At 37.0% G+C, this 24749-nt stretch carries 20 protein-coding genes; 19 read left to right on the top strand and 1 reads right to left on the bottom strand.

What is annotated here, in order from left to right; genetic code table 11:
- The first annotated feature begins 121 nt into the window (after positions 1-121).
- From BCELL_RS12740 to BCELL_RS12690, 11 genes are all read left to right on the top strand, one after another.
- A complete protein-coding gene (locus BCELL_RS12740; protein ID WP_013489161.1) occupies positions 122-1030 on the top strand; it encodes an aspartate carbamoyltransferase catalytic subunit in 909 nt (302 codons plus the stop codon).
- Complete coding sequence (locus BCELL_RS12735; protein WP_013489160.1) at positions 1014-2312, top strand: dihydroorotase; 1299 nt, start codon at positions 1014-1016, stop codon at positions 2310-2312. The genes BCELL_RS12740 and BCELL_RS12735 overlap by 17 nt, the downstream gene beginning before the upstream one ends.
- Positions 2309-3397, top strand: coding sequence for a glutamine-hydrolyzing carbamoyl-phosphate synthase small subunit (carA, locus tag BCELL_RS12730; RefSeq protein ID WP_013489159.1), 1089 nt, complete (start codon positions 2309-2311; stop codon positions 3395-3397). The genes BCELL_RS12735 and carA overlap by 4 nt, the downstream gene beginning before the upstream one ends.
- A complete protein-coding gene (carB, locus tag BCELL_RS12725) occupies positions 3390-6602 on the top strand; it encodes a carbamoyl-phosphate synthase large subunit (protein WP_013489158.1) in 3213 nt (1070 codons plus the stop codon). The genes carA and carB overlap by 8 nt, the downstream gene beginning before the upstream one ends.
- Positions 6599-7375 carry a dihydroorotate dehydrogenase electron transfer subunit gene (locus tag BCELL_RS12720; protein ID WP_013489157.1) on the top strand — a complete coding sequence of 259 codons (777 nt, stop codon included), beginning with the start codon at positions 6599-6601 and terminating at the stop codon, positions 7373-7375. The genes carB and BCELL_RS12720 overlap by 4 nt, the downstream gene beginning before the upstream one ends.
- A complete protein-coding gene (locus BCELL_RS12715; protein WP_013489156.1) occupies positions 7372-8298 on the top strand; it encodes a dihydroorotate dehydrogenase in 927 nt (308 codons plus the stop codon). Before BCELL_RS12720 ends, BCELL_RS12715 begins: the two co-directional genes overlap by 4 nt.
- Positions 8280-8993, top strand: coding sequence for an orotidine-5'-phosphate decarboxylase (pyrF, locus tag BCELL_RS12710; protein ID WP_013489155.1), 714 nt, complete (start codon positions 8280-8282; stop codon positions 8991-8993). Before BCELL_RS12715 ends, pyrF begins: the two co-directional genes overlap by 19 nt.
- Positions 8993-9625, top strand: a complete 633-nt coding sequence (pyrE, locus tag BCELL_RS12705) for an orotate phosphoribosyltransferase (protein ID WP_013489154.1) — start codon at positions 8993-8995, stop codon at positions 9623-9625. Before pyrF ends, pyrE begins: the two co-directional genes overlap by 1 nt.
- Before the next feature lie 105 nt (positions 9626-9730).
- Positions 9731-9922: a hypothetical protein gene (locus BCELL_RS12700; RefSeq protein WP_157184197.1), complete on the top strand. Its 192-nt coding sequence runs from the start codon at positions 9731-9733 to the stop codon at positions 9920-9922.
- A 283-nt stretch (positions 9923-10205) separates the two neighbouring features.
- Positions 10206-11957: an ABC transporter ATP-binding protein gene (locus BCELL_RS12695; RefSeq protein WP_013489153.1), complete on the top strand. Its 1752-nt coding sequence runs from the start codon at positions 10206-10208 to the stop codon at positions 11955-11957.
- Positions 11958-11971: 14 nt separating this feature from the next.
- Positions 11972-13810, top strand: coding sequence for an ABC transporter ATP-binding protein (locus tag BCELL_RS12690; RefSeq protein WP_013489152.1), 1839 nt, complete (start codon positions 11972-11974; stop codon positions 13808-13810).
- A gap of 189 nt (positions 13811-13999) precedes the next feature.
- Here the strand turns inward: BCELL_RS12690 and BCELL_RS12685 are convergent, their stop codons facing one another.
- On the bottom strand, positions 14000-15706 hold the full coding sequence (locus BCELL_RS12685) for an Rqc2 family fibronectin-binding protein (protein ID WP_013489151.1): 1707 nt from the start codon (positions 15704-15706) through the stop codon (positions 14000-14002).
- A gap of 267 nt (positions 15707-15973) precedes the next feature.
- Here BCELL_RS12685 and BCELL_RS12680 point away from each other — a divergent pair, with 267 nt between their 5' ends.
- The 8 genes from BCELL_RS12680 to rsmB all read left to right on the top strand — a co-directional run bounded on the left by BCELL_RS12680 (position 15974) and on the right by rsmB (position 24720).
- Entirely contained in the window at positions 15974-16855 is an 882-nt protein-coding gene (locus BCELL_RS12680) for a YicC/YloC family endoribonuclease (RefSeq protein WP_013489150.1), read from the top strand.
- Positions 16856-16908: 53 nt separating this feature from the next.
- Positions 16909-17172, top strand: coding sequence for an extracellular matrix/biofilm regulator RemA (gene remA, locus BCELL_RS12675; protein ID WP_013489149.1), 264 nt, complete (start codon positions 16909-16911; stop codon positions 17170-17172).
- Positions 17173-17761: 589 nt separating this feature from the next.
- Entirely contained in the window at positions 17762-18373 is a 612-nt protein-coding gene (gene gmk / locus BCELL_RS12670; protein ID WP_013489148.1) for a guanylate kinase, read from the top strand.
- Positions 18374-18377: 4 nt separating this feature from the next.
- Complete coding sequence (rpoZ, locus tag BCELL_RS12665) at positions 18378-18584, top strand: DNA-directed RNA polymerase subunit omega (RefSeq protein ID WP_013489147.1); 207 nt, start codon at positions 18378-18380, stop codon at positions 18582-18584.
- Between the two features lie 143 nt (positions 18585-18727).
- Complete coding sequence (coaBC, locus tag BCELL_RS12660; protein WP_041808970.1) at positions 18728-19939, top strand: bifunctional phosphopantothenoylcysteine decarboxylase/phosphopantothenate--cysteine ligase CoaBC; 1212 nt, start codon at positions 18728-18730, stop codon at positions 19937-19939.
- Complete coding sequence (gene priA / locus BCELL_RS12655) at positions 19936-22365, top strand: primosomal protein N' (RefSeq protein ID WP_013489145.1); 2430 nt, start codon at positions 19936-19938, stop codon at positions 22363-22365. The genes coaBC and priA overlap by 4 nt, the downstream gene beginning before the upstream one ends.
- A gap of 62 nt (positions 22366-22427) precedes the next feature.
- On the top strand, positions 22428-23384 hold the full coding sequence (fmt, locus tag BCELL_RS12650; protein ID WP_013489144.1) for a methionyl-tRNA formyltransferase: 957 nt from the start codon (positions 22428-22430) through the stop codon (positions 23382-23384).
- Complete coding sequence (gene rsmB / locus BCELL_RS12645; RefSeq protein ID WP_013489143.1) at positions 23371-24720, top strand: 16S rRNA (cytosine(967)-C(5))-methyltransferase RsmB; 1350 nt, start codon at positions 23371-23373, stop codon at positions 24718-24720. The genes fmt and rsmB overlap by 14 nt, the downstream gene beginning before the upstream one ends.
- Positions 24721-24749 lie beyond the last annotated feature (29 nt).

The following is a 24749-nucleotide window of genomic DNA, read 5'->3' as shown; positions in this document are numbered from 1 at the left end:
GGACCTCTTACACTGTGTGTTAAGCACAGTGGTTTGTGAGCACCCACGATTAACGTTAGGGTGCTTTCAATTTACCCTAACACTCCAAAACAGTTAACTATTCTTATAAGGAGAGGGTACCATGAAACAATTACGAACTTTAGAAGACCTATCTTTAGAGCAGTTAGAAGCAATTTTGTATAAAGCAAATCAAATGGAGACTGCGTTATTTAAGCAAGGGGATACACCAATATCTGTCGCAAACTTATTTTTTGAACCTAGTACTCGTACAAAATGTAGTTTTGAAATGGCTCAAAAAGAATTAGGACTACATTCACTTCAGTTTGATGTTGGATCATCTAGTGTTCAAAAAGGAGAGACACTATACGATACGATTAAAACGCTCGAAACAATTGGTTGTAAAGCAGTCGTTGTTAGACATCCAGAAAAAGCTTACTATGACGAATTAGACAACATCTCGATTCCGATTATTAACGCTGGAGACGGAGCTGGTGATCATCCAACCCAGTCATTATTAGACTTATTAACGATTCAACAAGAGTTTGTTATTTTTCAAGGTGTTCATGTCGTTATATGTGGAGATATTCGTCATAGTAGAGTGGCAAGAACGAATGCAAATATTCTTCGAAAGCTTGGAGCAAAAGTTTCATTTGCAGGTCCTGAGGATTGGATGGATGAAAGCATTACTCAAGGAAATGTCATTTCTATGGATGATGCGGTAAAATCAGCTGATGTCATGATGATGTTACGTATTCAAACAGAAAGACATGGAGATGCAGGCGGTTGGTCGAAAAAGGATTATCATGATCAATTTGGACTAACAGTGGATAGAGAAAAAATGATGAGAAATCATGCAATTATTATGCACCCTGCACCAGTGAACAGAGATGTAGAGTTAGCTAGTGAGCTCGTTGAATGTACTAGATCTAGAATTTTCAAGCAAATGAGAAATGGTGTCCTTGTTAGAAAAGCAGTTTTAGCTTACGTCTTAGATTTAATGGAGGTAAAAACATATGAACGTGCTATATAAAAATGGGTATACATTTAATGATAAAGGAGAGAGAGAAAACCTCTCCTTACATATCAACACAGAAACTGGAAAGATTGAAAAGATTTTTCATGAAGAAGTAAACGTATCGGGATTTGATGATGTAATAGATGTTAATGGCATGCTTATCACACCAGGGTTCGTTGACTTACACGTCCACTTAAGAGAGCCAGGTGGTGAAAAAAAAGAAACAATTGAAACAGGAACGATGGCAGCTGCAAGAGGTGGATTTACTACAATAGCAGCGATGCCAAATACACGACCTGTTCCAGACACACCTGAACATTTTCGAGATATTCATCAAGCAATGAAAGATAAAGGCCACGTCCGTGTATTACCTTATGCTTCCATTACAGAACGACAATTGGGTAAGACGCTTACGGATATGAAAACATTAACAGATCTTGGCGCTTTCGCTTTCACAGATGACGGTGTTGGTGTACAAGAAGCTGGGAAAATGTATGAAGCGATGGTGTTAGCTGCAAAAGTAAACAAAGCGATTGTTGCTCACTGTGAGGATAATAGTCTTTTATATGGTGGAGCAGTCCATGAAGGTGAATTTTCAAAGGAGCATGGGGTTCCAGGCATATTATCAGCAGCAGAATCCGTACATATTGCTCGAGATGTCCTGTTAGCAGAAGCTGCAGGTGCTCATTATCACGTTTGTCATGTAAGTACGAAGGAATCTGTACGAGTAATTAGAGATGCAAAACGTGCAGGTATTAAAGTAACGGCTGAAGTCACGCCACACCATTTGATTTTGTGTGAAGATGATATTCCTAGTAAAGATACAAATTATAAAATGAATCCCCCACTACGTAGTAAGCAAGATAAAGAAGCACTAATAGAAGGACTACTAGATGGCACAATTGATTTTATTGCAACCGATCACGCACCTCATACCGCAGAGGAAAAAGCACTGGCTATTGAGGAAGCACCTTTTGGAATTGTCGGTTTAGAAATAGCATTTCCACTTTTATATACGAAACTAGTTAAAACAGGTATTTGCCAATTACATGAACTCATTCAATGGTTGACAGAAAAGCCTGCAGATGCATTTAATTTACCGTATGGGCGATTACAAGAAGGGAACGTCGCGGACTTTACAATTATTAATGTGGATCTGACAGATAAGGTAAATGTAGATCAGTTTTTATCGAAAGGGAAAAATACACCATTTGCAAATGAGGTGTTAACAGCCTGGCCGATTCAAACAGTAGTATCAGGAAAGACAGCATGGAAAAACGAGGAGGTCACGTCATGAAGAGATTATTAGTATTAGAAAATGGAGAAGTCCTTGAAGGAAATGGGATTGGCAGTGATAAAGAAAAAGATGGAGAAGTTGTTTTCAATACAGGGATGACTGGCTATCAAGAAGTAATGTCTGATCCTTCTTACTGTGGCCAAATTGTAACAATGACGTATCCACTTATTGGGAACTATGGAATAAACCGCGACGACTTTGAAAGCATCATTCCAAATATACACGGGTTAATTGTAAAAGAAGCTTCAGCGTATCCTAGTCATTTTCGTTCAAATCTTTCTCTAGATGAATGGTTAAAGCACTTTGATATTCCTGGTATTGAAGGGATTGATACACGGAAGCTAACGAGAATGATTCGAGAAAATGGTACGTTGAAAGGGCGGATTTGTGCTGCCGATGTCAATGTTGAGGAAGTCGTTTCTCATTTAAAAGAGATCCCATTTCCAACAGATCAAGTTTCTCGGGTATCAACAAAAACTAGGTTCGTTAACCCTGGAACAAAAGAGCGTGTAGTCCTCATCGATTATGGAGTAAAAAAAGGAATTGTTAAAAACCTTGTAGCGGAAGGTTATGAAGTAATGGTAGTGCCTCATAATACAACCGCGGAAGAAATTAGACTTTTTCAACCGGATGGTATTGTGTTAAGTAACGGCCCTGGCGATCCAAAGGACGTAAAAGAATGTATTGAAACAGTGAGACAATTAATTGGAGAAGTACCAATTTTCGGTATTTGCCTAGGACACCAGTTATTGGCGCTAGCTTGTGGAGCTGAAACAGTAAAAATGAAGTTCGGACATCGTGGAAGCAATCATCCAGTAAAAGATCTACGAACAGGTCAAATTGCAATTACAGCTCAAAACCATGGGTATACTGTTCATCCTGACAGCTTATCGGGGACAAAGTTAGAAGTAACTCATGTTAACGTTAATGACGGTTCAATCGAAGGGATTCGCCATACGGAAGAGTTAGCATTTAGTGTGCAATATCATCCAGAGGCTTCACCAGGTCCTGAAGATGCACAGGATTTATTTAAAGAATTTCGAGAGATGCTTGATTCATCTAGAAAGGGGATTACCCATGCCTAAACGTACTGACATAAAAAAAATATTAGTTATAGGATCAGGTCCAATTATTATTGGACAAGCAGCGGAGTTTGATTATGCAGGAACACAAGCTTGTCAAGCATTAATGGAAGAAGGTTATGAAGTTATTTTAATTAACTCAAACCCTGCTACTATCATGACGGATGAATCTGTTGCAGATCGTGTGTATATTGAGCCATTAACTGTAGATTTTGTAAGCCGTGTTATTCGCCAAGAGCAGCCTGATGGTATTTTAGCGACATTAGGTGGTCAGACAGGCCTTAACCTCGCAGTCGAGTTATCTGAATCGGGCATTCTTGATGAGTATGGGGTTGAGCTGTTAGGAACAAACTTAGAAGCGATTCAAAAGGCAGAAGATCGTGAAATGTTCAGGTCTCTAATGAATGAACTAAATGAACCTGTACCACCAAGTGATATTGTTCAATCATTAGATGGAGCAATGAAATTTGTTGAAGAAATCGGCTATCCTGTTATCGTTCGCCCTGCGTACACGCTAGGTGGAACTGGTGGTGGGCTCGTTTATAATGAGGAACAGTTAAGAGAGATCGTATTAGGTGGCTTACATCAGAGTCCAGTTAATCAATGTTTAATAGAGAAGAGTATTGCAGGATTTAAAGAAATTGAATATGAAGTTATGCGTGATGCAAATAACCAAGCAATCGTTGTATGTAACATGGAGAATATAGATCCTGTTGGTATTCATACTGGTGATTCAATCGTTGTTGCACCAAGCCAAACGATGACAGATAGAGAATATCAAATTTTAAGAAATTCCTCTTTAAAAATTATAAGAGCATTAGGCATTCAAGGTGGGTGTAACGTTCAGTTTGCGCTAGATCCTGACAGTGAAAATTACTTCATCATTGAGGTGAACCCTAGGGTAAGTAGGTCATCAGCATTAGCATCTAAAGCAACAGGATATCCGATTGCAAAATTGTCAGCAAAAATTGCAGTTGGTTACCATTTAGATGAGTGTGAAAATCCAATTACACATACAACCTATGCTAGCTTTGAACCTGCATTAGACTATGTTGTCACAAAAATTCCTAGATGGCCTTTTGATAAATTTGATGCTGCAAATCGAAAACTAGGGACACAAATGAAAGCAACGGGAGAAGTAATGGCAATCGGGAGAAACATTCCTGAATCGTTATTAAAAGCAATTAGGTCAACGGAAGTTGATTTAAATCATATTCGCTTTAATAAACAATTAGATATCTCGCATGAGGAATTACGTACACGTCTCGTTAACGCTGACGATGAACGCCTTATTTTAGTCGCTGAAGCATTCCGTTTAGGCTATGATATGGAAGAGTTATTTGATATGACGAAAATTGATCGTTTCTTCCTTTACCAAATAAGACGAATTATATTAATGGAAAAAACATTAACAGCAGCTGGCTTCGATGCTACCGCAATAAGAGAGGCAAAGGAACTAGGTTTTTCAGATGTAGAGATTGCGCATTTGTTGAAAAGCAGTGTAGAAGAGATCGAAGCGTATAGAAAAGAACAGCAAATCCTTCCAGTATATAAAATGGTAGATACGTGTGCTGCTGAATTTGCATCAGAAACACCATACTATTATGGTACGTACGAAGATGAGAACGAATCGAAGCAAACGGAAAAGCAATCTGTTCTTGTTCTAGGATCAGGACCAATTAGAATCGGGCAAGGTATTGAGTTTGATTATGCTACTGTGCATACAGTTAAAGCAATTCAAGAAGCAGGATATGAAGCAATCATTATTAACAATAACCCTGAAACGGTATCAACGGACTTTCAAATATCGGATAAGCTATATTTCGAGCCACTGACTGTTGAAGATGTGATGCACGTTATACTTCAAGAAAATCCAATTGGTGTAATTGTTCAGTTCGGTGGACAAACTGCTTTAAACCTTGCTGCAGATCTTGAAGCTAGAGGTGTAAAGTTATTAGGAACATCGCTAGAAAATATGGATCGTGCTGAGAACAGAGACAAGTTTGAACAAACTTTAATGCAGCTTGAAATCCCTCAGCCAGAAGGAAAAACAGCAACCTCAGTTAACGAGGCTGTGACAATCGCAAATGGTATTGGATACCCAGTTTTAGTTCGCCCTTCCTACGTACTTGGAGGAAGAGCAATGGAGATTGTTTATAATGAGCAGGATTTATTAAAATATATGGATCGTGCAGTAAAAGTAAATGAAAAGCACCCAGTATTGATAGACCGATACTTAACAGGAAAAGAAATAGAGGTAGACGCTATTTCTGATGGAGAAACTGTCGTAATTCCAGGGGTAATGGAGCATATTGAACGAGCAGGTGTTCACTCTGGTGACTCAATTGCAGTATATCCATCACAAAATATTAGTCATCAATTAAAGCAGCAATTAATCGATTACACGATACGATTGGCTCGCGGATTTAACATTATTGGACTATTGAACATCCAGTTTGTTATCCATCGCGACGAAATATACGTATTAGAGGTTAACCCTAGATCGAGCCGAACTGTACCGTTTTTAAGTAAAATTACTGGTGTAAATATGGCTAACATCGCGACGAAAGCGATATTAGGTCAAAGTTTACCATCACAAGGCTTTGAAACAGGATGTTTACCAGAACCAGAGCTTGTATCAGTAAAGGTTCCTGTATTCTCCTTTGCCAAATTAAGAAGTGTTGATATTACACTAGGACCAGAGATGAAGTCTACAGGTGAAGTAATGGGTCGTGACTACACATTAGAAAAAGCATTGTATAAAGGGCTAATTGCATCAGGTATGAAGATTCCAACACACGGTTCTGTCTTATTTACAATTGCTGACAAGGATAAAGACGAAGCAATGCAGCTTGCAAAAAGATTCCACCGAATCGGTTATCATTTATTAGCGACAGAAGGGACAGCAAAAAGTATTCAAGAAGAAAACATTCCAGTCACTGTCGTCTCGAAAATAGGTGGAGAGACTCCAGACATGTTAGATGTCATTGAAGGAGGACAAGTACAATATATTATCAACACGTTAACTAAAGGGAAGCAAGTAGCGAGAGACGGATTCCGAATTCGTAGAGAAGCAGTAGAGCATGGCATTGTTTGCTTAACGTCTATTGATACAGCTGAAGCACTTCTTCGTGTAATGGAAATGATCACTTTTTCTGCTGAAGCAATGGGACAGGAAGATTCAATGAAAAAGAGGGTTAATGTATGATCGTTGATGATATGAGAATAAACGAACAAATAGAAATAGCACCTAAAATATTCAAAATAGAATTAACGGGTCCATTAAGTAAATTATTGAAAAATCCAGGACAGTTCGTCAATGTACGAGTAGGAAAAGGGATTGATCCAACACTTAGAAGACCAATAAGTATATGTGATGTTGATGTAGATAACGAACGATTAACGATGATCTACAGAGTCGAAGGAAAAGGAACAAAGATGTTATCTGAAATGCTTGTCGGTGATACGGTAAATATACTCGGTCCATTAGGTCAAGGATTCCCAGTTGACGCGGCTACAAAAGAGAATACATGTGTATTAGTAGGAGGTGGAGTGGGAATTCCCCCACTCTACTACTTAGCTAAACAATTAACTGCTAATGGAGTTAAGGTCATTACGATTCTTGGATTTCGTAGTGATAAGGATATTTTTCTAGAAAAAGAATTTGCAGAGCTTGGAGAATTAAAGATCACGACAGAAGACGGTTCTAAAGGTATTAAAGGTTTTGTAACAGATGCTTTAGAAACATTAAGTGATTATGAATTGTTTTATACTTGTGGGCCAAAACCAATGCTTCGTGCGGTTGAGTCTATAGCAAGCTCTCCGGGCTTTATTTCATTAGAGGAAAGAATGGGCTGCGGTGTAGGTGCTTGTTTAGCATGTGTGTGTGATTTAAATGAACGGAATAAGGATACTGGAAAATCTTATGCAAAGATTTGTAGTGATGGTCCTGTATTTGAGGCTGGCGAGGTGATTTTATGAGTAGAATAGCAGTAAGTTTACCAGGCTTAAATATGAAAAACCCAGTCATGCCGGCTTCTGGATGTTTTGCGTTTGGCCAAGAATATGCGAATTTTTATGATTTAAACCGTTTAGGTGCTATATGTGTAAAAGCAGTTACAGTAGAAGAACGTAAAGGGAATGCAACACCACGAGTAGCAGAAACACCAGGCGGTATGCTTAATGCAATAGGATTACAAAACCCAGGGTTAGCTCATGTGTTAGAGCATGAACTTCCTTGGCTTGAGCAATATGATACACCGATAGTAGTAAATATTGCTGGCTATCAAGTTGAAGATTATATGGAAGTAACGAAAGCAATCTCGAAAGTTAAAAATGTAAATGCCATTGAACTAAACATCTCCTGCCCTAATGTAAAAGAGGGGGGAATTACGTTTGGTACTGATGCTAGCACAGCAGCCAACCTAACAGAAAAGGTGAAAGCAGTATCGCAAGTTCCCGTATACGTAAAACTATCACCAAATGTTACTGATATCGTAGAAATAGCCAAAGCTGTTGAACAAGCTGGTGCTGATGGATTAAGTATGATTAATACATTATTAGGGATGAGAATTGATTTAAAGACAGGACAACCTATATTAGCAAACAAAACCGGGGGTCTATCTGGTGCAGCGATTAAACCTGTGGCAATAAGAATGATCCATGACGTAAGTCAACAAGTGTCAATTCCAATTATTGGTATGGGTGGAATCTATGAAGTAGATGATATTTTAGAGTTTATGATGGCAGGTGCTAGTGCAGTTGCAGTTGGTACTGCGAACTTTATCGACCCTTTTGCTTGTCCAAACCTTATTGATCAATTAGAGAATCGTATGGATGAGCTAGGGATTGATACATTAGCCTCGATAGTAGGAAGGAGCTCTCTATGCAACAATATCCGTTAATTGTAGCACTAGACTTTCCAACGAAGGAAGAAGTAAATCAATTTTTAGAGCCGTTTCAAAACCAACAGCTTTTTGTAAAAGTCGGAATGGAATTATTTTATCGTGAAGGTATTCCATTTATAAATGAATTAAAAGAGAAGGGTCACCAAATTTTCTTAGATTTAAAGCTTCATGATATTCCTACAACAGTGAAACGTGCGATGAAGCAATTAGCACAATTAGAGGTTGACATAGTCAATGTACATGCAATGGGTGGCATTGAAATGATGAGAGCTGCTAAGGAAGGCTTAATAGCAGGTACAAAAGCAAATGGCTCTGTGCCTCTATGTATAGCCGTTACGCAACTTACAAGTACATCAGAAGCAGTCATGCAAAATGAGATGAAAATACCATTCACTATTAATGACCACGTTCTTCATTTATGTCACTGTGTAAAAGAAGCAGAACTTGATGGTGTTGTATGTTCTGCTCAAGAGGTAAGGATAATTAGAGAAAATATCCCTTCCCCTTTCTATACATTAACACCTGGCATTAGGAGACTATCAGACAGTGCTCATGATCAACAACGGATAGTAACACCTCAATTAGCTGCACAATACGGCTCTAGTGCAATCGTAGTGGGGAGAGGAATAACACGGTCTGATAACCCGGTAGAAGCGTATCAACTATACTTTAACGAATGGAGTCAAAGATAATGAACGGAAATATTGCAAAAGCTTTACTGACGATTGGTGCAGTTTCTTTAAAACCGAATGCCCCTTTTACTTGGAGTTCAGGCTTAAAGTCACCAATTTATTGTGACAATAGATTAACGATGTCTTACCCAGAAGTTAGAGATAGCATTGCGAACCAATTTGCCAATGAAATTAAAGAGCGCTATTCAGAAGCGGAAGTAATTGCTGGTACAGCAACTGCAGGAATACCACACGCAGCTTGGGTAGCAGACAAACTCGGATTACCAATGATATATATCCGCTCAAAAGCAAAAGGGCATGGAAAGCAAAATATGATCGAGGGTGTATTAGAATCAGGTAAAAAGGTAGTTGTTATTGAAGACTTAATATCAACTGGAGGATCTTCCATTCAAGCAGCTAATGCAGTTAGAGAAGCTGGTGGAGACGTCATTGGAGTTACTTCTATATTTACGTATGAGTTTGAAATTGCGAAGGAAGCGTTCAAAGATGCAAACCTACGTGTATCTTCTTTAACTACATATTCTGCATTACTAGGAGAAGCGGTTCAAATGGGAAAGGTTGAAGAGAGTGATGTTCCTCTCCTCGAAAAGTGGAGTAAAGATCCTCAAGCATGGAGTGACATGCAGCAATAATAGTACTGCTACAAAAAGTAGAGATTAATTTTTAATGATGATTATTAAAGCGGCTCAAATGGTGAAAATCAACCTTTTGAGTTGTTTTTTTTTCTGTTGTATTTTATGTTAGAGGTTATTAGTGGGCTACTATTAATAAAAGGAGGTGGACCTGGTGCACTACCTGACCTTGAAGAAGGAACAACTGGGATGAAGGTAAGATGGGAAGCCTGCAAACACTCCAGAGAAAACAGCACGACTACTTGTAAAAATGTTATTGATTTTGGCATTCTTTTAGGATCTTCCAAATATATGTAATAAATGAGTCTTATGTACTCTTTTGTCTGCTGTAATCGATAAAGTAAATAAACAAAAGGAAATAACAGTAAATATCGGTTTTTGTTAAGTAATTTAACCTTCAATAGCTATATAGGCAATATATGACGAAATGTAAAGATTTAATGACTAGCAAATTATTTCGGAAATCGATATATTATATAGTGTTCCCTTTTTAAACTATTTTGTGAACAATTAATACTCAGAATTTTTTGAAGGGAAAAATATTCAATCGTTTTTTTTTGACAATAGGGAGGTGCGTCGATTGAATACGTTTAAACGTTTAAAGGAATTTTATTGGCCGTATAAGCGGTATTTTTTCATTTCTGTATTTTTATTACTTTTTGTAACTGGGTTTACTTTAGTTTATCCTATCATTTTACAAGTAACGATTGACCATATTGTACTTGGAGGTAATTTTGATCTCGTTCCTTACGTAGCGATCGGATTTTTATTAATAACCGCTTTAAAAGGGGTAGCCGTTTATTTCCATCAGTATTTAGGGGAACTTTTCGGTATTCAATCCGTTTATAAGTTGCGTAATGCGCTATATCGTAAACTGCAATTTTTACCATTTAGGTATTACGATAATGCACGAACGGGGGACCTTATGTCGCGCTTAACTGCAGACGTGGAGGGATTCCGTTTCTTTTTGTCTAATGGATTTGCACAATTGATTAATTTAGTCCTAATAGTTAGTATGAGCATGGGGATTATGCTTTACTATAGCCCTAGCCTTGCATTATTTACATTAGCAGCTATGCCATTTTTAGTTGTCACTGTTTATAGATTTGATAAAAAGGTGCATCCTGCTTTTCGTAGTATTAGAAAGTCCCTTGCAAATATGAATACGAAAGTGCAAGAAAACATTAGCGGTATGAACACTGTTAAATCGTTATCTAAAGAAGAATTTGAAATTGGTCGCTTCGATGACAAAAATAATGACTATAAAGACAAGTTTATTTATACTTCAAGCATTTGGGCTAAATATTTCCCAGTCATGGAGTTAATCGGTAATATTTGTGTCGTAGTTTTAATAGGGTATGGGGGCTGGCTTGTTATAGATGGTCAAATAACCCCTGGTGTCCTCGGACTTTTTGTTAGTTCCATTTGGTATATTATTGGGCCACTGATGAACCTTGGGTTTATTGTAAATATGTTTTCCCAGTCAAAGGCTTCTGGTGAACGACTATTACAAGTATTGGATGAGAAAGAAGATATTTTTGACGAGCCTGGTGTTATTGAAGTAAATCGTTTGACAGGTCATGTTCAATTCAAAAATGTTACCCACCGTTATGATAGTGAAGATGACTTAGCTCTAAAAAATATTACCTTTGATGCTCCACCAGGTAAAACGATTGGTTTAATAGGCGCAACTGGATCGGGTAAAACGTCTATTACACAACTAATTTCTCGTTTTTATGAACCTAGTCGTGGTGAAATATTGATTGATGGTCATCCCTTACATGATTATTCTTTAAAATCAGTAAGACATAATATCGGTGTTGTTTTACAAGAATCATTTTTGTTTTCTTCCTCGATAAAGGATAATATTTCTTATGGTTCTCCTGATGCTTCAATGAATAGAATTATAGATGCTGCTAAAAGGGCACAAGCACATGACTTTATTATGGAGTTACCAAACGGATACGATACTGTACTCGGAGAAAGAGGGATGGGTCTTTCAGGTGGTCAAAAACAAAGAATTGCGATTGCAAGAGCAATTTGTATAGACCCTAGTATTCTCATATTAGATGACGCGACAAGTGCTGTAGATATGGAAACAGAAGCAAAAATTCAGGCAGCATTTAAAGAGGTAATGAAAGGGAGGACAACATTTATTATCGCACACCGTATTTCCTCTCTTATGCATGCTGATGAAATTCTCGTACTAGATAACGGAGAAATTGTAGAAAGAGGCTTACATGATGAACTTCTCATGAATGATGGTCATTATCGCCGCATATATGATATCCAATTCAAAGATAGAAATTCGTTCTTACAGGAAGCGAAATAAAGGGGGGAAACAGCTTGTCACATAAAGATGTACAAACGAAAGAGAATGTTGAAGATAGAACACTTAAACGATTTCATTATTCAAATGATAATGCAATAGAAAAACCGTTTAACTGGAAACAAATGACAAGGCTTTTTGGTTATATGAAACCATATGCGAAAAAGTTATTGCCTTTAGCCATACTAGGTATGGTTCTAGCAACAGCTGTCCGCCTTATCGCACCAATACTGATTGGTAGTTATGCACTTGATAATATTATAGAAGAAGGTAGTCTTAACTTTTTATGGCTCATTGTCACTATATTAATTGGATTATATCTGATCCAATGGGCTGGAAATGCGATTAGAATTTACTATATGAATAAAGTTGGGCAACATGTCATTTTTGATTTAAGAAAATCGTTGTTTGATCATATTCAACGGCTTTCACATCGCTTTTTTGACCAACGCTCTGCTGGATCAATACTTGTGAGAGTAACAAACGATGTAAATTCACTGCAAGATTTATTTACAAACGGAGTTATTAACCTACTTATGGATGTCATTATGTTGTGTGGTATCATCTTCTTATTGTTTATGATAAGTCCAGAACTCACGCTAGCGATCATGGTCATCCTTCCAATTATGTTTTTAATTTCCACTAAATTAAGACGCAAAATACGTAGGTCTTGGCAGGATGTAAGAATAAAACAATCTATGATTAATTCACACTTGAATGAGAGTATTCAAGGTATTAGAGTCACACAATCATATACACAAGAAAAAGAAAATATCGGTTTTTTTAGAAAAATGAATAAAGAAAACTATGAAGCGTGGAGAAATGCAACACAGAAGAATGCTATATTTCGTCCATTCGTTGAAATGAGTGGTGCGTTCGGAACTGGAATTTTGTTATGGTACGGTGTGTACCTCATACAAATCGAGTCTATTTCTATTGGAGACTTCTTAACTTTTGCTATTTTTATAGGGATGTTCTGGGAGCCAATCTCAAGGTTGGGGCAAGTGTATAATCAGTTATTAGTAGGGATGGCCTCTTCAGAAAGAATATTTGAGTTTCTAGATGAGCGTCCTTCTGTTCCAGAAAAGCCTAAGGCGGAAAAACTGCAACATATAAATGGTGAAATTCGTTTTGAAAATGTTGAATTTGCTTATGATGAAGAAAGAAAAGCGCTAAAAGGTATCGATTTAACGATGCATGCTGGGCAAACTGTAGCATTAGTTGGTCATACAGGAAGTGGGAAAACGACTATTGTAAATTTAATAACTAGATTCTATGACCCTACTAAAGGAAAAGTGACGATTGATGGTACTGATTTAAGAGATATTACGCTAGATAGCTTACGTGAAAAGGTTAGTATCGTATTACAGGATACTTTTATTTTCTCAGGAACGATTATGGATAATATCCGTTTTGGTCGTCCAAGTGCTACGGATAAGGAAGTAATCGAATCTGCAAAAATTGTAGGGGCACACAAGTTCATATCTCAATTAAAGAACGGATATGAGACAGAAGTTGAAGAGAGAGGTAATGTTCTTTCAGTTGGAGAGCGACAGTTAATCTCTTTTGCCCGTGCACTATTAGCAGATCCTCAAATTTTAATATTAGATGAAGCGACAGCGTCTATCGATACAGAAACAGAGCAAGTAATTCAAGAAGCATTGCGTAAGCTTCTTGAAGGGCGTACTGCTATTATGATCGCACACCGTTTATCTACTATTAGAGAAGCAGATAATATTATTGTATTAGAGCAAGGGAATATTATCGAACAAGGTAATCACGACGAGTTAATGAATCAAAAAGGGGAATACTATTCATTAGTAAAAGCACAATTTAAAGTTTTAAATGCAGGATAATGAAAAAAGAGGCACTGAAAAAGTACAATACAACTTTTTCAGTGCCCTCTGTTTTTTACTTTTCGAATACAGATTTTGAATAAAGCTGTTTTCGTAAACTTTGTTGTTTTTTATGCGGCTTCGGCTACTAAGCACATTCCTTACATTCAAATCGATCGTTAAAAATAATCTTATGACTCAATTTTTTGCTTATTTTTTTAGTTTTCTTATAAGGTCTTCGTCAGGTGTAACATACAAAGTATTTTGATTATCATATATTACATAACCTGGTTTTGCACCATTAGGTTTTTTTACATGGCGAATAAGCGTGTAATCAACGGGCACTTGACCTGAATGACGACTTTTACTATAAAATGCTGCTAAGTTAGCAGCTTCGTTGAGAGTAGTTTCTCCAAACTCAGTGCTACGAATAACAACATGCGAGCCTGGAATATCCTTTGTATGCAACCAAGTATCATTTTGATGTGCCATTCGGTTTGTTAAGTACTCGTTTTGTTTATTATTTCTACCGACATAAATGTCGACACCTTCAGAGGATACGTAGTGATCAAGTATAGGTTTTTCTTGTTTTTTCTTTTGTTTTTTTTGCGGGCGTTTTTTAATATATCCTTCTTCTGCTAATTCTTCACGAATCCCTTCTATATCACGCGGTGAAGCACTTTCTACTTGCTGTATAAGTTGATCTAAATAACTCATTTCATTTTTTGCAGCAACAATTTGTTCCTTAACTACCGATACTGAATTTTTTAATTTATGGTACCGTTTAAAATATTGTTGTGCATTATCAGCTGGTGACTTTTGTGGATCAATTGGTATCGTTACTGTACCTTGATTTTCGTCATAATAATCAGTTACAGTTACTTCTTTGTCACCTTGACGAACAATGTGCATATGGGCAGTTAAAAGCTCACCGAATCGTTGTTGCTTTTGAGCTTTATCTGCATCCTTTAATGTTTTTTCAAGCTTTTTTATTTTTTTCTTATTTTTATTGTATTCGTTACGTAAAAATTTTTCTAAGTCATGAGCCTGTTGCTTTACACGATCCCTCTCTGCTTTACCATAAAAGTATCTATCTAACAGATCGTGTACATTTTCAAATTGTTGTCTTTTTCCATTTTTATGTGTGAGATCTATAACAGAGAAAGCCTCTGTATCGTTCGTTTGTATCATCTGAGGTGTGTATTTGTGCTGTTTTATTGGTTCTAACACGTCAAAGAAAGCTTTAGGTAGCGTCTCTCTATTTGTAAATTTTGCACGAGATAATATTTCTTTCACTACTTGTGGAGACAATCCACTAAAGAGTTGTATTAATTGTTCATTCATTTTTCCTTTATTGAAATCAAGCTTTTTTAGTAAATCCTCCTCGGTTACCTCTAATGGATTAAGCTTTTCTAGGTGTGGCGGCTCCTTATAAGGCTGACCAGGAAGTACAGTGCGATAGCTAGATAGAGAGGGTGGGATATGCTTAATGCTATCAATAATTTTATTGTCATCCGTATTAACGAAAAGAATATTACTGTGCCTTCCCATTAGTTCAATAATTAGTGTTTTATACGATACATCACCGATTTCATTTGTTCCTTTAAAAGAGAAGGTCACAATTCTTTCTAAGCCAGTTTGTTGAATATTTTCTAGGACACTTCCTTCTAAATGTTTCCTTAATAACATGCAAAACATTGGTGGCTCTTGAGGGTTGTCGTATTTCTCCTTTGTAATATGAAAGCGAGCAAAAGAAGGGTTTGCTGACAGGAAAAATGATTTATTTCTCCCGTGAACCCTGATGGTCAACACTAAGTCGGTCTTATATGGTTGGTGTATTTTTACGATTCTTCCTGAAATTAATGCTTTTTGTATGTCATGAACAACTGCTCTTGTTACAATGCCATCGAAGGACATATTAAAACCCCCATACTTACTTACAATTTAAATTTTAATACTTTAAAATAATAATCTAATTATTAATTATAGCAAAGAAGTATAATCACAGGAAATAATTCCTAAAATGCTCACAATATTTATGCACTTTCATATTGGAATAACTTGTTAAATTATGTTTTAATGTACGAAGAAAGACGGAATTAAGTGTAGATATACATGTTTCTTATACTTTCTCTTGTTGTAGGCGATAAAATAATTTAGAATATAAGTGTGGATGTGATAGAAATGATTATAAGTATGACAGGATATGGAAGAACTCTAAAGGAAAACAGGGATTGTCACGTAACAGTGGAGATGAGAGCTGTAAATCACAGATTTTGCGAAATAAATATTCGAATGCCCCGACAATTTTTCTTTCTAGAGGATAAATTAAAGAAAATTATATTGAAGCAGGTCAAAAGAGGTAAAGTTGATGTCTTCATTAATTTAAAAGGTGAGGGTATAGTTAATCGTTCTTTACAAGTTGACTGGGATTTGCTAGATGAATACCATCAAGCATTCGAAGAAATTGGTAGTAAGTACGTTACCTCACAAACCTTTCCTATAGATAAGCTTTTACTACATGAGGATGTCGTTGAAGTACAAGAGTCAGACAGTGTAGCTGAATCTTTAGAAACGATGGTGATTGAAGGGACGATTGAAGCTACTAGCCAATTGAAGGAAATGAGGAAAAGAGAAGGGATAATGCTTTATGAGGATATACATAAACGCATTAATAAAATGGACGAAGGTACACAAAAACTAAAGGACTATGCACCTCAAGTACAAGCACATTACCGTGAACGATTAATGAAACGGGTGCAAGAATTTATGAGTGGAAACCTTGATATTGATGAATCGCGTATATTAACGGAAGTGGCAGTATACGCAGATAAAGCAGACATACAAGAAGAGCTAACCCGAATTGAGAGCCATTTAAAACAGTTTTCACAAGTGTTAAATCAATCGGAGGTTGTCGGTAGAAAGCTAGACTTTCTTGTACAAGAGTTAAATCGAGAGATAAATACAATCGGTTCAAAAGCGAATGATGTATCTATTAGTCAAACTGTCGTCGATTTAAAATCTGAACTCGAAAAAATACGGGAACAAGTACAGAATATTGAATAACTGAAAGAGATTATGAACTACAATGACATATTATATAGTTAGGGGAAATGAAAATGGATATTCGTCTTATTAATATTGGGTTTGGAAATATTGTATCTGCAAATAGAATTATTTCCATTGTAAGTCCAGAATCAGCACCTATTAAGAGAATTATTACAGAAGCAAGGGACCGAAACATGCTTATCGATGCAACGTACGGGAGAAGAACACGTGCAGTTATTATTGCTGACAGTGATCATGTTATTTTATCAGCTGTTCAACCAGAAACAGTTGCGCAGCGTGTATTCAATAATAAAGATGAAGTGTCTGAAGAGTAAAGCGGTTGACAATAATAAATGCGAGGGTGTCCTATCATAAGTCCGGCAATGACGACTCTCGCGGCGTGCCCACTATAAGAAACACACTTATAGTGGGCTTTCAAGTAACAGAGGTGACACCGCACATCCCTTCGAGGGATCGGAAAAGATAAGTAACGGAGGACACTGAAAAAGTAAAAAGCATGATTGTATCGTATATTAATATTCATAATCTATATTTTAAGAACGAATTGATGAGATTGGAGCAAGCGAGACTCCTGTGGGATCAAAGGCAGGGGTGAGACCCCACAGACCGCAGGTCGAGGAGGCTCACCAGCCGCCCACGGAAAGCGAGCTTGTGCAGGGATCATCAATTCACAATATACAGAGCAATGAGCGTCCTGAATCGAAAATCAACAACAAAGTTTAACATAGCCAAAAGATAAAAAAATAAATATGTTTGCATTACCCACCTTGTCATTCAAAATATACATTTATGATGAAAGACGCAGAAAAAATTTGCTGAATTTCATAAAAGTCCTTGAATATAGGTGAACATTTATGGTAAAACATGATAGATGAGTTGGTATCATGAAAGCTGGGGGTTAGTATGAAAAGAGATAAAGGTTTACTAATTGTTCTGTCTGGACCGTCTGGAGTTGGAAAAGGAACGGTATGTGGGGCGTTACGAAAGCATGACACACATATTCGTTATTCTGTTTCTGCAACAACTCGAAACCCTAGAACAGGTGAAGTAGACGGGGTAAACTACTTCTTTAAGACAAAAGAACAGTTTGAGCATATGATTGAAAATAATCAACTATTAGAATGGGCAAAATATGTAGATAACTATTATGGAACTCCTCGAACTTATGTTGAAGAGACCATTGCGTCAGGACATGATGTAATACTTGAAATTGAAGTACAAGGGGCACTTCAAGTAAAGGAAACGTTCCCTGAAGGAGTATTTATTTTCTTAATGCCTCCTAGCTTGAAAGAGTTACGCAATCGCATAGAAGGTAGAGGTACGGAAACGAAAGATCTTATAGATAGTCGCATGACAATTGCTAAAGATGAAATTGAATTAATGGATAAATATGATTATGTAGTTGAAAATGATGAGGTGGAGGCTGCTGTAGAACGTATTAAAGCAATCGTAACAGCAGAGAATTGCAAAAAAGAACGTCTCATTGATAAATATAAAGAGCTTGTGGAGGAGTGAGTCTATGCTACAACCATCAATCGATTCTTTAATGACAAAAATTAATTCAAAGTATACGTTAGTAACGGTTTCATCTAAACGAGCTAGAGAACTTAGAGAAAAACCTGAATCTTATCAAAAAACTTCTAAATCAAAGTCTGTAAACTATGTAGGGATGGCTTTAGAAGAAATTGATGCAGAAAAACTAACGTTGCAAGGCAAACTAGATTAAATAGTATTATATGACGTAGTTGAAGAAGAGGAATCAAAGGGGGGGAAAGAAGCAACCTTTGACGCCTCTTCTTTATTGTTTTTCTCAACGTTTTTCTGTAATGTGTAAGTAGATAAAGATAGTATTATTTGCTGGAGGCGAATATTGTGGAGAAGAGAAATGTTTTACTATGCGTATCAGGTGGTATTGCCGTTTTTAAATCGGCAGCGCTAACAAGTAAACTAGTACAAGCTAACTACAATGTGAAAGTGGTTATGACAAAATCCGCTTGTGAATTTGTAACACCTCTAACATTCCAAGCACTTTCTCGAGACTATGTTTATACAAATACATTTGAAGAGCTAGAAAGAGATAAAATAGCACATATAGATGTTGCTGACTGGGCAGATGTTGTAGTCGTTGCTCCAGCTACGGCGAATGTTATAGGGAAGCTTGCTAATGGTATTGCGGATGATATGCTCACAACAACTTTGCTAGCTACTACTGTGCCGGTATATATTGCACCTGCAATGAATGTACATATGTATGAACATCCAGCTGTAAAAAAGAACATGGATACACTGCATGCATACGGTTACCAGTTTATTGAACCGAATGAAGGATATTTAGCTTGTGGTTATGTCGGAAAAGGAAGAATGGCTGAGCCAGATGATATCCTATCTGTCGTGCAACGTCATTTTACTAAATTAGAAAATAAAAGTTGGCAGGGGAAAAAAATACTAGTTACCGCAGGTCCAACCCAAGAAAAAATCGATCCCGTGAGGTTTTACTCGAATCGATCTTCAGGAAAAATGGGTTATGCAATAGCAGAGGAAGCAGCAGAAAGGGGAGCGGAAGTAATCCTTATAACAGGTCCGACTAATATAAAGCCTCCTCATGGTGTTACTACTATTCCTGTAGAGAGTGCAAGTGACATGTATGACGCTGTCACAAAACACTTTGAAGGTCAGGATATTGTTATTAAAGCAGCGGCTGTTGCAGATTATAGGCCAAAAACTACTTTCGACCACAAAGTGAAAAAACAAAGTGGAGACTTAACTGTAGAAATGGAAAGGACACTTGATATTTTAAAAACATTAGGGGAACAACGCACAAACCAAATACTAGTAGGTTTTGCAGCTGAATCCGAAAATATCGAGACATATGCAAAGAATAAATTGAACAATAAGAATCTTGATATGATAGCAGCAAATTCAATTATAAGCCCTGGAACTGGATTTCAATCTGATACGAATGAGCTTCTCTTATATAAAAGAGATGGACAAACTGTTCATATACCGATGACAACGAAAAAAGAAGCTGCTAAAAAGCTATTAGATAACACGCTTGAAATTTATATGGAGAAACAAAAATGATTGCAAGAGTGATAGTTGATGTGGCAACGAATAATACAGATAGGCTATTTGATTATATCGTGCCAGATACGTTAATGCATATCGTGTTACCTGGAATGAGGGTCGTTGTACCGTTTGGTCCTCGGAAAGTACAAGGGTTTGTCATCGAAGTGAACAAAAATAGTTCGGTTGATGAATCGAAACTGAAGCCAATAGCAGATTTAATCGATATTGAGCCTCCATTAACGAGTGAATTACTACAATTAGCTCAATGGTTGAAGGAGAAAACACTGTCTTTTCATATTAATGTACTGCAAGTAATGCTTCCTGCTGCAATGAAGGCGAAATATAATAAGCTTGTTATGTTACATCAAGATGCCGATATGAATGATTTAACTCCATATATAAAGAAAGTTTTTTCGTCAAAAGAGCAAACGTACAATTGGAATGACTTAATTAAAAAGTCGGGTCCAAGAGAACATAAAGAGCTGTTAAATGGGGTGAAATCTCGACTCCTTTATATAAAGCCTGTAGTAAGTTCAAAAGAAACGAAAAAATTAAGAACTGTAGTAAAACCAAATATGACAATCACTGAATTACATTCAATTTGTGAGTCTTTACCTAATAACGCTAAAAAGCAAAAGGAATTAGTGCAGTATTTTATTAATCATTTTGAAACAGTTACAGTAGTTGATCTCATTGAAAAAGTCCCAACGTCAAGAAGTACCATCAGTACGTTAGTTGAGAAGGAGATACTCATTAAGGAAGAGGTTGAAATGAGAAGAGACCCTTTTAAAGGAAGGGAATATAAAAGGACGAGTGCACTACCTCTAACCGAACAGCAAACAGTCGCATTGAGTCCAATTATAAACACACTAGAAAATAATAAACATGAAACGTTTTTACTAAGAGGTGTGACAGGTAGTGGGAAAACAGAAGTATATCTCCAAGCAATTGATAAAGCGTTGAAGTTAGGAAAAGAAGCGATTATGCTTGTTCCAGAGATATCATTAACCCCACAAATGGTTACACATTTCAAACAGCGTTTCGGTTCCGAAGTGGCAGTCCTTCATAGCGCTCTTTCAAAAGGTGAAAAATACGATGAATGGAGAAGGATAAGGGATAAAAAAGTAAAAGTAGCTGTAGGAGCTCGCTCCGCAATTTTTGCACCATTTGAAAATTTAGGCATTATTATTATAGATGAAGAGCACGAAACGAGTTATAAACAAGAAGAAGCACCACGTTATCATGCACGTGACGTAGCAATTAAGCGCGGTGAACATTACTCATGCCCTGTAATTTTAGGAAGTGCTACCCCTTCACTCGAGAGTTATGCGAGGGCAAAAAAGTCTGTATATCATTTATTAACGATGACCACACGAGTGAATAATGTTCAAATGCCCTCGGTAAACATTATTGACATGCGTGAGGAATTACGAAGTGGAAACAGGTCCATGTTTTCAGAGCCGCTTATTGAGGCCATGATTAACAGAATAGAGAAACAAGAACAAATCGTTCTCTTTTTAAATAGAAGGGGCTACTCGACCTTCATTCTTTGTAGGGATTGTGGTTATGTGGCTGAATGTCCGCATTGCGATATATCTTTAACATACCACCGCACAAATCAAACGCTTCAGTGTCATTACTGTGGACATGTCGAAACACCCCCTAATGTTTGTCCTAGCTGTGAAGGTGACTCTATTCGTTTTTTCGGATCCGGTACGCAAAAAGTAGAAGAAGAGTTAAACAAAGTGTTGTCTGGTGTCCGTGTGATTAGAATGGATGTAGACACAACTAGAAGAAAGGGATCACACGAAGAACTACTTAATAAGTTTGGTCGTGGTGAAGCGGATGTCCTTTTAGGTACTCAAATGATTGCAAAAGGGTTAGACTTTCCTAATATTACGCTCGTCGGTGTATTAGCTGCCGACTCAATGTTGCACATACCAGATTTTCGTTCAGCAGAAAGAACCTTTCAACTTTTAACGCAAGTAAGTGGGAGAGCTGGGAGGCATCAAAAGAAAGGTGAAGTACTCATTCAGTCGTATACACCAGATCACTATAGTATTCAAGATGTAAAACAACATGATTTCGTATCTTTTTTCGAGAAAGAAATGAAGATTAGAAAGCAAGCGGGTCACCCACCTTACTACTATCTTATACTCATACATGTTAGTGATACTGACCTTGGGAATACTGTAAGTGTTGCAGAAAAAATCAGCAAATTTATAAAGTCTAGCGTATCTCCCGACACTTATGTATATGGACCAGTAACATCAGCTATCCCGAGGATCAAAGATAGATATCGCTATCAATGCATGATAAAATACAAAGTTGAACCAAATATCACTGTCGTTTTACAAGAAGTGTTAAAAACGTATCAAAGTGAAATGAATAAATCTGATTTATCTATCATGATCGATACAAACCCATACATGATGATGTAGATTTGCACATTTACCTAATGGTGGAATGTGGTAAAGCCTACAATTGAAAGCGAGGTTAAAACATGAAAGTAGTTTTTATGGGAACACCAGATTTTGCGGTTCCAATATTAAATCAACTAGTTGAAAATGGGTACGACGTCCAATTAGTTGTTACACAACCTGATCGACCGAAAGGCCGGAAGCAGCAATTAACAGCACCACCAGTAAAAGTGGCAGCTGAAGAACATGGTATTAAAGTATTTCAGCCCAAGAAAATAAAAATGGAAGAACAGTGGAGGAAGGTTGAGGAGGTTCAACCTGATATCATCATTACTGCAGCTTTCGGTCAAATACTCCCAAAAGGACTTTTAGAAATACCACCATTAGGTTGTATTAATGTTCATGCATCACTCTTACCAAAATATCGAGGTGGTGCACCAATACATCAATCCATTATTGATGGAGAACGTGAGACTGGAATAACAATTATGTACATGGTCGAGAAATTGGATGCCGGAGATATTTTGTCTCAAAAAGCGATCCCTATAGAAGAAAATGATACAACTGGTTCGATGCATGACAAGTTAAGCAAGTTAGGTGCAACCCTATTACTAGAAACATTACCGGAAATACAAAGCGGAACAATTGTTGCTGAAGAGCAAGCAGAGGATGAAGTTACATACGCACCAAATATATCAAAAGAGCAAGAAAAAATTGACTGGAATAAAACAGCAAGAGAAATTTATAACCAAGTTCGTGGTTTGGCACCTTGGCCAGTGGCTTATACTACTATTAACGGCAATAGGTTAAAAGTTTGGTGGACAGAAGAAACGGATGAAACAACGAAAGAAACACCAGGTACTATTATAAACGTCGAAGAAGGTCGTATTCTAATTGCTTGTGGAAATGGCTCTGTTTTAAGCATGAGGGAGTTGCAACCTTCCGGTAAAAAAAGAATGGATGTAAAAACTTTCCTTCTCGGTGCAGGGAAGGATTGGTCAAAAGGTATGAAATTAGGAGAAAATGATGAAACAAGGTAATGTACGAGATACTGCAGTAGAAGTACTATTAAAAATTGAAAAGCAACAAGCATATAGCCATTTACTTCTTAATGAGACGATAAAAAAGTCAAATTTAAATCAAAAAGATGTTCCTTTATTAACAGAGCTAGTTTATGGTACGATACAGTATCAAAAGCTGCTTGATTTTTATTTAAAACCTTTCTCAAAAAGACCGTTAGAAAAGCTAGAACCTTGGGTTCTTGTTTTACTTAGGCTAACGCTCTATCAGATGGTTTATCTAGATCGTATTCCAGATAGGGCAGCTGTACACGAGGCGGTACAGATTGCAAAAAAGAGAGGTCATCAAGGAATTTCAGGAATGGTAAATGGTATTTTAAGATCGATTCAACGCAATGAACTTCCTCAGTTAGATACTGTTAAAGACCCTGTGGAGAGACTTGCTCTAAAAACGAGTCATCCAGAGTGGCTCATCAAGCGGTGGATTGATCAATATGGCATTGACAAAACTGAAGAAATGGCTTTAGCTAACTTAACTCACCCTACTCACTCTGTAAGGGTAAACGAATTAAATGCTAGTGTAGAAGAGGTTATTGCAGCTTTAAAAAATGAAGGAATTGAGGCGGAACAAAGTAAAAATATTCCTGAAAGTGTTTTAATTTATAAAGGTTCTGTCATTAATACGAAACCATTTGTAGATGGTTGGATTACTGTACAGGATGAAGGGTCAATGCTTGTAGCCCACGCTTTATCTCCTAAAGAAAATGAAAGAGTGTTAGATGCATGTGCTGCACCAGGAGGAAAATCAACACATATAGCAGAAAAAATGAAAAATAGTGGGCAAATTGTCTCGCTCGATATCCATAAACATAAAGTAGGTTTGATCGAAAAAAACGCGAAAAGATTAAATCTCTCTATTATAAATACAGAACAATTAGATGCACGTCAAGTGAGTGGGCAATTTGAGGAACATTCATTTGACCGTATATTAGTCGATGCCCCTTGTTCTGGATTAGGTGTAATACAACGAAAACCCGACTTGAAGTGGTCAAAAAATGAGGGCGATATAAACCGTTTAGCTCAAATTCAAACGGAAATCCTTGAAGCTGTGTGGCCGTTATTGAAAAAAGGTGGAACGCTCGTTTATAGTACTTGTACTGTTGATAAGGAAGAAAATAACGAGGTTATTACACAGTTTGTGCAAAAAAAAGAAAATGCTCAATTTGATGACCAACTCATGGACAGACTCCCAAAAGCTTTTCATGATTGTAAAGGAAAGGGAAATGGAATGATTCAGTTGTTCCCTGGTGAACAATCAACTGATGGTTTCTTCATTTCTTCTGTCATTAAGAGTTAAAAAATACTAGAATCTTATATAAAGGTGGA

This window comes from Evansella cellulosilytica DSM 2522 (assembly GCF_000177235.2).
Taxonomy (GTDB): domain Bacteria; phylum Bacillota; class Bacilli; order Bacillales; family Salisediminibacteriaceae; genus Evansella; species Evansella cellulosilytica.
Note: the sequence above shows the minus strand (reverse complement) of the source record. Positions and strands in the feature narration are given on the sequence as shown.